This is a genomic window from Nodosilinea sp. AN01ver1 (genome assembly GCF_050565655.1).
Taxonomy (GTDB): domain Bacteria; phylum Cyanobacteriota; class Cyanobacteriia; order Phormidesmidales; family Phormidesmidaceae; genus Nodosilinea.
This window is the reverse complement of record NZ_JBNXVS010000001.1, coordinates 246091-258770: the sequence shown is the minus strand read 5'-3', so window position 1 is coordinate 258770 and position 12680 is coordinate 246091. Positions and strand designations below refer to the sequence as shown.

Annotated in this window: 10 protein-coding genes; 3 read left to right on the top strand and 7 right to left on the bottom strand. The window is 60.0% G+C overall.

The genetic code is table 11. The features are described from left to right. Window positions 1-163 precede the first annotated feature (163 nt). The 7 genes from ACQ4N7_RS01285 to ACQ4N7_RS01255 form a co-directional block, all read right to left on the bottom strand. On the bottom strand, window positions 164-829 hold the full coding sequence (locus ACQ4N7_RS01285; RefSeq protein WP_430709808.1) for a hypothetical protein: 666 nt from the start codon (window positions 827-829) through the stop codon (window positions 164-166). A gap of 288 nt (window positions 830-1117) precedes the next feature. Beyond that, complete coding sequence (locus ACQ4N7_RS01280) at window positions 1118-1783, bottom strand: MarC family protein (protein WP_430709807.1); 666 nt, start codon at window positions 1781-1783, stop codon at window positions 1118-1120. 114 nt (window positions 1784-1897) lie between these two features. Beyond that, window positions 1898-3112: an anion transporter gene (locus ACQ4N7_RS01275; RefSeq protein WP_430709806.1), complete on the bottom strand. Its 1215-nt coding sequence runs from the start codon at window positions 3110-3112 to the stop codon at window positions 1898-1900. Further along, entirely contained in the window at window positions 3109-4137 is a 1029-nt protein-coding gene (locus ACQ4N7_RS01270) for an endonuclease/exonuclease/phosphatase family protein (RefSeq protein WP_430709805.1), read from the bottom strand. Before ACQ4N7_RS01270 ends, ACQ4N7_RS01275 begins: the two co-directional genes overlap by 4 nt. A gap of 146 nt (window positions 4138-4283) precedes the next feature. After that, window positions 4284-4628 carry a HepT-like ribonuclease domain-containing protein gene (locus tag ACQ4N7_RS01265; RefSeq protein WP_430709804.1) on the bottom strand — a complete coding sequence of 115 codons (345 nt, stop codon included), beginning with the start codon at window positions 4626-4628 and terminating at the stop codon, window positions 4284-4286. After that, window positions 4625-4915: a nucleotidyltransferase family protein gene (locus tag ACQ4N7_RS01260; RefSeq protein WP_430709803.1), complete on the bottom strand. Its 291-nt coding sequence runs from the start codon at window positions 4913-4915 to the stop codon at window positions 4625-4627. Before ACQ4N7_RS01260 ends, ACQ4N7_RS01265 begins: the two co-directional genes overlap by 4 nt. Before the next feature lie 157 nt (window positions 4916-5072). After that, entirely contained in the window at window positions 5073-6335 is a 1263-nt protein-coding gene (locus ACQ4N7_RS01255) for a mechanosensitive ion channel family protein (protein WP_430709802.1), read from the bottom strand. A 216-nt stretch (window positions 6336-6551) separates the two neighbouring features. Between ACQ4N7_RS01255 and ACQ4N7_RS01250 the strand changes: the two genes are divergently transcribed. The 3 genes from ACQ4N7_RS01250 to ACQ4N7_RS01240 all read left to right on the top strand — a co-directional run bounded on the left by ACQ4N7_RS01250 (window position 6552) and on the right by ACQ4N7_RS01240 (window position 12660). After that, a complete protein-coding gene (locus tag ACQ4N7_RS01250) occupies window positions 6552-7496 on the top strand; it encodes an SDR family oxidoreductase (RefSeq protein ID WP_430709801.1) in 945 nt (314 codons plus the stop codon). Window positions 7497-8041: 545 nt separating this feature from the next. Continuing rightward, window positions 8042-9316 carry an efflux RND transporter periplasmic adaptor subunit gene (locus ACQ4N7_RS01245; RefSeq protein ID WP_430709799.1) on the top strand — a complete coding sequence of 425 codons (1275 nt, stop codon included), beginning with the start codon at window positions 8042-8044 and terminating at the stop codon, window positions 9314-9316. A 119-nt stretch (window positions 9317-9435) separates the two neighbouring features. Continuing rightward, window positions 9436-12660, top strand: coding sequence for an efflux RND transporter permease subunit (locus ACQ4N7_RS01240; RefSeq protein WP_430709798.1), 3225 nt, complete (start codon window positions 9436-9438; stop codon window positions 12658-12660). The last annotated feature ends 20 nt before the right edge of the window (window positions 12661-12680 follow it).

Here is a 12680-nt window from a genome sequence, read left to right as displayed (position 1 = left end):
AATTCTAGGGCTAATTAGCCTAGAAGCAACCTCCTATCTGGAAGATTGCGGTGCCTCCCCAACTCTATCCCCTTCCGCCTGCTGTGGCCATCCCTGTCCCTTAAGCACCCTTAAGCAAAAGATGGACAGGCTCAGTCTGGGCCATTCAGCGCGACAGTCATCGCTATCCGGCGGCTTCAACTTGCTCCTGAAACTGGTCTTCGAGGGTGTCGAAGCTGTAGTCTCGCACCTCGGGCACCTCGGGCGGCACCTCAAACCCGGTTAGGGTGCAGGCCTGGCGGCGCTCGGCCCGCGACGAGTAGCGGCAGAGATGCTCAATAAAGTGAAACACCACCTTGGGGTCAGACCACTTCATTTCGGCCCGCTGCTTGAGAATGATCAGCGCCTCTTTGTCGCTCATGGAGCTACGCCATCCCTTGCGCTGACGGCACGACACCCAGGCGTTGAGCACCTGAAAAATGCGGGCCAGAGAATTTTGCGGAATCGCCCGCAGGTGGTACTGCTCTAGCACATCGGCAACTTCTTCAAGACCCGCATCTCGGGCGAGCTGAGCACTTTCTCTAAACAGCACCTCCATTTGAGCCACGGCGTCGCGGTGGTCGCGGTATTCTTGCTTGAGGCTCTGGTCGTCGAGGTAGATAGCCCCCAGGTTTTTAAAGTGGGCGGCGAGAAACAGAGTTTTTTTATCGCGATCGCCTAGGCCAGCAATGGTGCCGTAGGCCAGGCACAGATCGGCTAAAAAGAGCGATTCTTCGAACAGCCAGGGCTGTCTGCGCTTGAGCAGACTGCGCAGCAACTTGATGAAGCTATGAAAGCTGGGGTAGCTCATGGGTCAAGGGTTCCCTGAAAAGACCTGCGGCAAGCAGGATAAAATGCCGCTAGATAGAGCGTTGTAGGCTGTATAAAGCACTGGGGAGCGATAAACCCGTATTCGCAACCTGCCTACTGGCCAGGCCGCTCTTAGTGCTACTTTTGCCTGCGCTCAACCACTGTTGCCGAATCCGTGAAGCCAGGTTCATCAGTGTTTAAGGGAACACCCCAAGTCTACCCAAGTTTACGTCAGAATTTATAGTGTGACCGTAGGCTGAGCCGCATCTCTCGGCCTTCTCCATAGCGGTTAAGGCACCCAGCCCAAAGATGCCATCCAGTCGGCCAGGCCGTTGAGAATGAGTTGTACGCCGATCGCCATCACAAACAGCCCCAGCAGGCGGCTCATGGCCTGAATGCCACTGGCCCCCAGCACCTTGAGCAGCAGCGTAGACGATCGCAGCGACAAAAAAATGGCCAGCCCAATTAGCCCGATGGCGGCAGCGATCGCCAGCAGATTCAGCGCGGTAGCCACCGAAAAATCGCCCCCGGCCTGGGCGGCGAGGCCCAGCGTCACCGCGATCGCCCCTGGCCCACCCAGCAGTGGAATGGTCATGGGCATGAAAGCAATGTCTTTGTGCTCGTCAACCCGCTGGACGGCCTCCTGACTATCGACATTGGTGAGCTTGGGGTCAGAGTTCATCGCTCGCCAGGCGGCGTGGAAGACCACGATGCCCCCGGCGATGCGCACCACCGCCAGCGACACGCCAAAAAAGCGCAGCACGCTGCCCCCCACCAGCAGGGTGCTTACTAGCAGCACCACCACATTGCGGGCAATGCGCAGGGCATAGCGGTTGCGCAGGCCAGCGGGTACCCCTGTCGTCAGCACCAGAAAAATCGGCACGCTGCCAATTGGGTCTACGACCGGAAACAGGGCCGCAATACCGCCTACTACAAAGTCGAAAAAGATGCGCACCGCAGAGCTGCCCCCAACAGGTCTTGGTCACAGGATACCGCCTGGGACGATGCAGTTCAGTGATCTGGGCAGCAGTCCGCAGGGTGTGCCTCAGCTGAGTCGCTAGAGCAGCGGTCAGAGCAACACGACCCAAACGTAGGTTATCGCCAGGGTTAGCAGGGTCAGGGGCAGGCCAAAGCGCAGGTGCTGCCCAAAGGTGAGGGGGTAACCCTCAGCGGCAGCGCCTTCAACCATGATCAGGTTAGCCACCGAGCCAAACAGGGTGAGGTTGCCCGCCAGGGTAGAGCCCGCCGCTAGCAGCAGCCAGCCCTGGGTATCGCCGGGGGCAATCAGCGTTTGAATCAGCAAGACGGCTGGAACGTTAGAAATCAGGTTCGACAGCACAGCCGTTACCGCTAGCAGTCCGGCAGGGTGGGCCACCCAGGGGGCCACGCGGTCGAGCACCTGAAGCGACTGTACCGCCTCGGTCAGCACAAAGAGCCCCGAGAACAGCACCAGCAGCGACCAATCGACCGCCGCCAGCACCCGCTGGGGCTTAATGCGGCGCGTCACCAACAGGGCCGCCGCCGCTAAAAACGCCGACTCGGCCAGGGGCAGACCCACCACAAAGGCGGCCAGCAGCAGGGTAGAGACCACCAGAGTTTTCACCAGTAGGGGGCGGTGCAGGCGCAGGCGGGGCAGCTGTGGGGGCGGGCAGGGGACCAGCGATCGCAGCTCTGGGTACAGCCACCACAGTAGCCCCACCTGAAGCACCAGCCCCACCAGCGCCACCGGCAGTAGCGCCTGGGCAAAGGCCAGGTAGCCAATTCCCGAAAACGACCCCACCAAGATATTTTGAGGATTGCCGCTGAGGGTGGCGAGGGAGCCAAGATTAGTCGCCCCCGCGATCGCCAACAGGTAGGGCACCGGGTTGAGCTTTAGGGCACGGGTGAGCTGCAGGGTCAGCGGTGTGCTTACCAGAGCCAGGGTGTCGTTGAGAAACACCGCCGACAGTGCCCCTGTTGCCAGGGTGAGCAGCACCAGCAGACCCAGGGGGCTGCGGGTCAGGCGCAGCAGCTGCACCAGGGCCAGCTGAAAGAACCCGGCGTAGGAGAGGTAGGCATTGACCACCATCATGCTGAGCAAAAACACGATGGTGTCGGCATCGATGGCGGCCCAGGCGGCGTCTAGGGGCAGCCTACCCAGGGCCACCAGCACCGCCGCGCTGACCAGGGCAATGGTGGCTCGGTTCATGCGCAGCCCCGGCACGTAGCCCAGGGCCAAACTCAGGTAGCTGAACGCGAGCACCAGCCCCTGGGTCAGGGTCAGTGGGTCAACGGGGGTGGTCATGGTGCCAGACGATCGACCAGCTGGGGGCGGCTCGACAGGGGCGGGTTGAGTTCGATGGTAGCCACCACCTGGCCGTGGTCAGACTGCCAGGGCTCGATGCTGTCTTCGAGCAGGGTTTGGTCGAACAGGTGGTCGTTAAAGACCGAGACGTAGGTGACGCGGCCAATGCGATCGCGGTTTTGGGCCGAAAATTCTTCGCTCACCATAATGTGGTCGAGGCTGTCGTAGTGGCCGTTGTGGATGTGGGTGTAGTAGTGGTCGCCGTAGCCCAGCCGGGCCTGAATGTCTTTCACCTGGTACAGCAGCACGTCCCAGACGGGGGCTTTTTTGCGGTAGGGCCAGCATTCCCAGGGCGGCTGACCCGACACAATCTGTGTTGTTACAGCGGTGTGGTTGTCGTTGACATCGCCCATCACAATTACCGGATAGTTGCGATCGCGCAGCCCCTCCATCAGCAAAAACCGCAGGGCGGTGGCCTCAGCGGTGCGGCGAATCAGCGAGCGGGCGTGGCCTTTGGCAATTTCGACCGGGTCGCTGCGATCGACGCCATTGCTCATCATGGGCCGCTTCGACTTCAGGTGCACAACCACCACGGTGCACTGAATGCTCTCCGTCAGGGCCAAATCCACCGCCAGCACCGGATGCGAAAACCGCCGAATCGGGATCTCCGCCCCCTCCAAATCCAAAATGCTCTCAGCCGGGAACTCGTCATACACCCGCTGCCCCAAAACCGGAAACCGCGTCGCCAGCGCTACCCCCGGCCCCCGACCAAAGCCCTCCGCCATCACAATCTCGTGCTGCTGGTGGTACTCGCTGCGGTGCAGAGCTTCTTTGAGCGCCCCCCGGTGAAACACCTCCTGAAAGCCGCAGATATCGACCGTCATGCGATCGAGCTGGGCCCCAATCCAGGCCAGCTTTTTGAGGTAATCGGCCTGGGAGTGGGCTTCGCCAGGGTAAAACTCGCGATCGGGCAGCATTAAGTTATTAAGGTTAAACGTGCCAATGCGAAACTGATTGCGTTCCATAGCCGCCGCCGAGAAGGGTTAGACGTGCCCTTAAGAATACCGTTGTTACTGCCAGGTGGATTTAGTACAAAGTCTTTCTATTACTCTTTGCCTGTCTCAATTTCATCGTCACGGCTCAAGTATCTGCGGCAATTGCGCGCAGCACTTCATGTCGAGTCATCTAGAGATTGCACGATGCTTGCTATATCTTGCTTTAGGGGAGTCAGTTCTTGTTCTACAACGACCCAGACGATATCGAAGTCAATCTCAAAATAGTTGTGAGTCAAGATATTCCGCATCCCGATGATGTTTGACCAGGGCACTTCTGGATGTTGCTCTCTGATTTCTGACGATAGGGCTCGGGCTGCTTCACCAATAACTTGAAGATTTTGCGTAAACCAGGTCTGAATCAACTCGTTTTGCTCGAAGGCTTCTCTACCCTGAGATGCATAGCGTTCAATACGCTCAATCGCCTCTAGCATATCGTGCATTTTTTCGCGATCGCCTCTCATAGAGGTACAGCTTCAGCGAGAACTCGTTCACGGATTTTGGTGCGCAGTCCTTTGTCAGTAACGATATCAACCGAGCAGTCGAGCAACTCTTGCAGCTCCATCAGCAGGCCACCGAGATCCAATAAGCTGCGCCCAGATTCCATTTCGACCAAGAAATCTACATCACTGGTTGAATCTGCTTCGCCTCGGGCAACCGAGCCAAAAATACGAACATTGTAAGCCCCATATTTCTTAGCCAAGTTTAAGATATTTGCCCGCTCTACCTTTAGACGTTCCTCAAGATTCATCCATCAACCTCTTATATCCCTAGCTCTTCCCTTTCTTCCCTTCATCGCTACAATTGCAATGCCTTCAGCAATTTTGCGAATGAATTTATCTTGATTGTGCCAAACGTAGACGGCTGATGGTTTGCAGATAAATAGGGGAGACAGTGATGATCGCACATCATCTTCCGTCTGTATCTATCTCACCATCAAAAGTAGGGGTATTCGGACTCGGTTCGTTGGGAATCGGTTCGATCGCCATGTCTTCGGGGGCGTTGGTTTCGGCAAACTGGGCCGCTTGTAGGGTGAGCTTGATGGCCGCCAGCACGTGGGAAGTGACCTGCAAAAACGATTGTTTGCGGGAGTTGACCCAAAACTGCGCCTCCAGGTTCACGGTGGTGGGGGTTAGCTCGCGCACCAGCACGATCGGTTCAGGCTCGCGCTCGACCCCCTCGATTTGCCGCATCTGCTGCTGAATGCGGTGGAACAGGTCGGGCAGGTCGGCCTTGTGGTCAATGCCGACGGTGACGCTGCTGAGGCGAATGGGCGAGGCGGTGTTGTTGGTGATGCTGCTCTGAAACACCTCCTGGTTGGGAATAAACACCAGGCGACCGTCGTAGGTTTGCACCGTGGTCGCCCGCAGCTGAATTTGGGTGACGGTGCCCTCGTAGCTGTTGATCACCACCTGATCGCCAATGCAAAAGGGCCGCGTGGCCAGCAAAATCACGCCCGAAATGTAGTTGCTCAGTACGTCGCGCAGGCTAAAGCCGATCGCTACGCTGGTCAGGCCCAGGGTGCCCAGCAGGGCGGCAAAGTTGAGCCCCATCACCCCCAGGGCCACGATCGCGCCCAGGGTCCAGACGCCACCGTAGCAGAGGCGGCTGATTAGCTCTTCGGTGGTGCGATCGCCCTCGGTTTTTTTAGCCCACACCAGCACGGCGTGGCGCACCGCCGCCGCCAGCAGCCAGGTCAGCACCAAAATCACCAGCGCCCCCAGCACAGCAGGCAGGTTATCAATCGTGTTGCGCAACAGGTCCTGGGCTGTGCGCCGAATTCGGTAGGTCACCGCTACCGCCAGGTTGGTGCGGGCCATCGCCTGGTTGAGCAAGTCGGCCCAGCGCTGGGCCAGGGTGTCAAGGTCGGTGTCAAAGTCGAGGGCATCCTGGGCGGTAACGGTCATAATCAGCCGCTGGTTAACCTGAAGAGTGGCCAGGTTGCGATCGCGGTCTAGATTGACCGTCACTGGCGCTAGGTCAACATCCTGGTTGAGCAGGGCGGCAATGCGGCGGTTAATTTGCTCGGCCCGATCAACTGCGCTAGCATCGGGCAGCCCCCCCAGCTGAAAGACTGGCTGCCCCCGCACAATCACGTCGGCAAAAAAAGCATCCTCAGAGGGAACGGTCGTCTGGGCAATTCCGGGACGGATCGCTCCGCAAATCGCCATGCTGCCACAGTGGGGAGAGAGCCCACCCATGAGCGCCAACACCACCCCCAGAACCAAAGCCAAAACCAGCCGCCCCAGCCTAGGGAATGCTCGTTTTAAGTAAATCTTCCCGCAGAACGCCCACTGCCGGGGCCGTCTCCCCCCTAACCACCGTCGATACCGAACCATACCCACCAGCCAGCTAGACCGTTTCTATTCAATCCCATATCTGGCCCTATGGAAAACCAATCCCCCGCAGCGCCCCCTGAAGCGCCCCATTCCATCAGCGACCCCAGCCCGGCCCGGCGACGGCTGTTGGTGACGGGTGCCAGCGGCTTTTTGGGCTGGCACCTGTGCCGCGCCGCCCAGGCCACCTGGCAGGTTGAGGGCACCTACCATCACCACAGGCCGCCCCTACCGGGGGTAACGCTGCACGCCGTTGACCTCACCGACCTCAGACAGGTGGAATTTTGGCTGAGCGAACTAGCGCCCGATGCGGTGATTCACACTGCCGCTCTGTCGCAACCCAACCGCTGTGAGCAAGCGCCCGACCTCTCCTACGCTATCAACGTAGAGGCAACTCGGGTACTGGCCCAGGTGTGCGGCGCTCGCTCTATTCCCTTTGCCTTTACCTCCACCGACCAGGTGTTCGACGGCCAGTCACCTCCCTACAGCGAAACCTCTCCCACCAGCCCCATCAGCCTATACGGTCGCCACAAGGCTGAGGCCGAGGTGCTGATTCAGGCGCTGCATCCCACCGCCGTCGTCTGCCGGATGCCGCTGCTCTACGGCCCCCCCAGCCCAACGGCAGAATGCTTTTTGCAGGGTTTTGTGCGCACCCTGGAGGCGGGGCAGCCGCTGCACCTGTTTACCGACGAGTTTCGCACCCCTGCCTACGTTGAAGATGCTGCCGTGGGCCTGCTGCTCGCGCTCGAAACCACCGGCCTGCTGCACCTGGGCGGCCCTGAGCGGATCAGCCGCTACGAGTTTGGCCTCCGCATGGCCGAGGTCTTTGGCCTGGAGAAAGACCTGATTTTGCCGAGCAAGCAGGCCGATGTTGTCATGCCCGCCGCTCGCCCCCCGGATGTGTCTTCTAATAGCGATCGCGCCTTTGCCCTGGGGTACTGTCCCCGCAGCGTGACGGCGGGGCTAGAGGCAACCAAAACATGGCGGCTCGATTAGCACCTGGGAAATAAGAAGAGGGTTGGGGCAGGGTGAAAGAGCCATCACCGACTAGAGACTGGTTTGTGCCAACGAAGAGCCAGTCATAAAAGCTAGGCATAAAAGTAAGAGTGTTCTCATAAAAGGCCACAGCAGACCATTTCTGTGGCATTCTAAATGACATTAAATACGACCAGAACGGCTCTTAAGCAGGCCGTTCTGCGGTCAGAGTCATCACACATCTTTAGGGCCAAAGCGATATAGGGGCTGGCAAGTAGTTGCCAACTCAAAGGCACCGCCTGCTAGCCTAGCTCGATCAGCTAGCCCACCTACAGCCCGGCTGCTTAAATCAACGGTTTGGTTCTGTACTTTTCTGAAATATTAGAAGGCCTAGAAGTAGAAGGCATAGAAGCCTCAATTCAAAAGCGATTGGTTATCCACGGCACCATTGACGGCTAGGGAAAAATTAGCACGCCCAATCCGCAAAACTGGCCTCTACTAAAAGGTAGAAGCTCAGAATAAAAAATGTAAAGTAAAGTAAACGCAGCGGTTTAGAGGGTTCAGACATGGCGTTTAGACGGCTTCGAGGGGCAAGGCGTGCCCCGATAGGGGTAGCGTTTTTGTTAGTAGGTGGCATTGCGATCGCAACCGTCGGCTGTGGCGGGTCGGTCGAGCCGACGGCCCAGGCCCAGCCTGAGCAGGAAGAGGACAGCGGACCCGCCGTGGTCGATGTGGCCGCAGCCCAGGCCACTGAAGATTCGAGCCGCGTCTACCCCGGCACGACTCGCCCGGTGCGGCAGGTGTCGCTGCGATCGCAGGCCGAAGGGCGACTGCTGAACTTAAGGGCTGATGTGGGCGATCGGGTGCAGCAGGGCCAGGTGGTCGGCAATCTTGACAATGTGCTGCTGCAAACCGCTGTCGGTGAAGCCCAAGCCGAGCTAGCCGCCCGCCAGTTTGAGGTCACCCAGGCCGAAGCCGAGCTAGCCGATATTCGCACCTCCATCGAAGAGTCGCGGGTCAGGTTTCAGCAGGCCAGCAACGATGCCCAACGGCTCCAGACCCTGGCCAGCCAGGGGGCCGTTTCTACCCAGGAGGCCGAACAGGCCCAGACCACCCTGGTGGCTGCCGAACAGGCCCTGCAATCGTCTCAAGAGCAGGTCCGTACCCGGCAGCAGGCCGTTGCGGCGGCCCAGCAGCGAGTCGAGGCCCAGCGCTCTATTCTGCGCGAAACCCAGCAGCGGCTTTCCTTTGCCAACCTCACCGCCTCCCTCTCTGGGGTGGTACTAGAGCGCGTCGCTGAGCCCGGCGACCTGGTGCTCCCTGGGGAGGCGGTCTTGACCCTGGGCGACCTATCGCAGGTGCTGGTGGTAATTGAGATAGCTGACAGCAACCTCAGCGAATTTAGCGAGGGGCAGTCAGTCGAGCTGGCGATCGATGCCTTTCCTGACGAAACCTTCACTGGCCAGGTGACCCGAATTTCGCCCGTAGCCGACAGCACCTCACGCCTGCTGCCCGTAGAGATTACCGTAGCCAACCCCGGTGGCCGCATTGGCAGCGGTCTGCTGGCTCGCGTCACCAGCGTTGGCAGTCAATCTAGTGCAGTCATCGTGCCAGAAAGCGCACTCGAAACCGCCGCAGCCAGCGACAGTCAAATTTTTGTGATCAGCGAAACCGACGGCAGCCCAGCGGTTGAAGCCAGAACGGTGCAGGTAGGCGATCGCGCCGATGGTCAAGTCACCATTCTCTCTGGCCTCACCCCCGGCGAGCAGTATGTCGTGCGCAGCAGCCAGCCCCTGGAGTCGGGGCAGACCGTAGAGCTTAGCCTGACTTCAGAAGGGTAAGGGGATGGAGGGATGAGAAAGACATGCTGCTTCCCCGCCTCATCTTCTTCACCTCCCCACTCCCTCATCTTCCTCACCTCCCTACCCCTCTCCCTCGCCTCCCTACCCCCTCGCTCCCCATGACCCCCTCCTCCTACCCCAACAACCGCTTCAGCATCAGCGGGCTGGCCATTCGACGGCACATCGGCACCCTGATGCTGACGCTGACCGTCTTTGTGATGGGTTTTTTCATCACCTCACAGCTGCCCGTAGACCTGCTGCCCTCGATCACCTATCCCCGCATTGGCCTGCGGGGGGATACGCCGGGGCTAGCCCCAGAAGTGGCGATAGACGAAGTGACGCGCCCCCTCGAAGAAGCCCTATCCGCCACTGAGGGTGTGGTGCAGGTATTCTCTCAAACCCGAGAAGGCCAGATCAGCATCGATCTGTACTTCGAACCGGGCGGCGACATCGACCAGGCCCTCAACGACGCCACCGCCACCCTCAACCGCGCCCGCAGCACCCTACCCCCCGACCTGGAAACGCCGCGCCTGTTCAAGTTTGACCCCTCGCAGCTGCCGGTGTACGAAATGGCGCTCACCTCAGCTCAGCTCAGCCCCCAGGAGCTGCGCATTTTTGCCGAGGAAGAGCTGGCCCGTGAGCTACAGCAGGTGTTAGGGGTAGCCACCACCGATGTTTCGGGCGGCGTCAACGAAGAAGTGCAGGTCAACCTTGACCTGCGCCGCCTGCAGGCCGCAGGCATCGGTGTAACCGACGTCATCGAAGCCCTGGAGGAGCGCAACCAAGACGTCTCGGGGGGTCGTCTGCGGGGCGGTAACGAAGAAAGTCTGACTCGCCTGGTGGGCCGGTTTGAGTCGGCAGACGAGCTGCGAAATATTGCCATTACCGTACCGGGCACCAGCCCCGCCCAGCAGGTGTACCTGCGCGATGTGGCCACGATCATCGACGGCACCGAAGAACAGCGCGTCTTTGTCAACCTCAACGGTCAGCCTGCGGTTAAGGTCAGCATTCAGAAACAGCCCGCGGCTAACACCATTGATGTCGTAGACGGGGTCAAAGCCAAGCTCGAGGAGATGCGCCGAGTGGGCCAAATGCCAGAGGGCATGGAGATGACCGCTACCCTCGACGAGTCGAGGTTTATTCGCAACTCTATCAATAACGTAGCGATGTCGGGTTTGACTGGGGCCGCGCTGGCGGGGCTGGTGGTGCTGATGTTTCTAGGCTCCCTGCGGCAGACCTTCATCATTGTGCTGGCTATTCCTCTGGCTACCCTGATGGCCCTGGTACTGATGGGATTATTTGGGCTGTCGCTCAACGTGTTTAGCCTGGGGGGCCTGGCCCTGGGAGTCGGCATCGTGGTGGATAACTCAATCGTGATGCTGGAGAATATGGCTAAGCGGGCCGAAGAGATGGAGCGATCGCGCCAGGGCGAACGCTACAGCAGCCGTGAGGCGATCTTCCAGGCCGAAGCCAGCAGCCAGGAGCTGGAGAGCGCGCTGCTGGCCTCAACTCTGACCAATCTGGTGGCCGTGCTGCCCTTTTTGCTGATCGGCGGCTTTATTTCGCTCATTTTTAACGAGCTGATCTTGACCGTGAGCTTTTCGGTGGCGGCGTCGCTGGTGGTGGGCCTCACCGTAGTGCCGGCCCTGGCCGCGCGGCTGATTATGGGTCGGCCAACGCGATCGCTGCAAAGCTGGGGGCCATTCCGCTGGTTCAACGCCCGCCTAGAGGGCATAACCGTGGGCTACGGCAACCTGTTGGGCCGCGTTATTCAGCGGCGCATTTTGGTGATCGCCCTGGCCCTGCTGGTGTTTGGCGGCGGCAGCCTCTGGATGGTCGGCCGCATTCCCCAGGAAATTCTACCCAACATCAGCACCGGCCAGGCCAGGGCCAGCGCTCGTTTCCCGGCCGGTACCACGGTTGAGGACAACCAGCGCGTGATGAATGCGATCGACGAGATTTTGCTGGCCCAGCCCGAGACTGACTACGCCTTTACCACCGCCGGGGGGTCGCTGTTTGGCTCGAACACCAGCGAAAACACCCTGCGCGGCAGCAGCACCATTACGCTCAAACCCGGCACCGACACCCTGGCCTTTGTCGAAAAAATGAACGGCGAGCTAGGTCAGCTGCCGGTGGTTGAGACCGACATCAGCATTCGACCCGAGTCGGTACGAGGGCTAATTTTAAGCAACTCCCCGGTGCGCTCAGACCTCGATGTTGGCCTCCAGGGCGAAGACCCTGAGGCCCTGCTACAGGCGGGTCGGCAGGTGGTTGAAGCACTCGGTCAAGCGACCCTGGCCCGCTTTCGCCCCGACGGCGAATCCCCGCAAGAAGAGGTGCGAATTTTACCTGACTGGACCAGGGCCACCGACCTTGGCCTTTCCGCCGCCGACATTGGGGCCACCATTCAAACGGCCCTGAATGGCTCAGTGCCCACCCAGCTACAGCGGGGCAACCGCCTGGTCGATGTCAACGTGCAGATCGAGCCGGGCAGTGTGCAGCGCTCGGCCCAACTGCTCGATATTCCGCTGTTTACCGATGGCGGGCAGCGGGTGCAGCTGGGCGATATTGCCACCGTTGGCCGGGGGCCAGCGCCGGGAGAGATCCAGCGCATCAACCGCCGTCAGGTGTTTTTGATTGCGGGCGATCTGGCCGACGGGGCCAGCCTGGGTGCGGCCCTGGCAGAGGCCGAAGCTATTGTCGCCGACCTTGATTTACCGGAGGGCATTACCCTGCTGCCCAGTTCCGCCGCCGAAACCAATCGCGAGCTACAGCGATCGCTAGCAATCCTCGGTGCCCTAGCGGCCTTTCTGGTGTTTGTGGTAATGGCGGTGCAGTACAACTCGCTGATCGACCCGCTGGTGATCATGCTGACGGTGCCGCTGGCCCTGGCTGGAGGCATTTTGGGCCTGTTTGTCACCCAGACGGCGATCGGGGCGACGGTCGTAGTCGGCGCGGTGCTGCTGGTGGGCATCGTGGTCAACAACGCCATCATCATGGTGGAGCTAGCGAACCAAATCTATACCTCCACCGGCTGCTCCCGCCAGGAAGCCATGCTGCGCGCTGCCCCCCGCCGCCTGCGCCCGATCTTGATGACCACCTGCACCACGGTGCTGGGTCTGTTTCCGCTGGCCCTGGGCATTGGCGAGGGGTCAGAATTCTTGCAGCCCCTGGGCGTGGTGGTGTTTTCGGGGCTATCGCTGGCGACGGTGCTAACGCTGTTTATCATTCCGTGCTTCTACACCCTGCTGCACGGCGGGTTTGGCTCCGGGGATAAGCGACCTGCGATCGCAGACCACGATCTCACCAAACCGATAGACGTGCCCGAAGTGATGCAGCCCTAGTCAATCCGCAGGTTATCGAT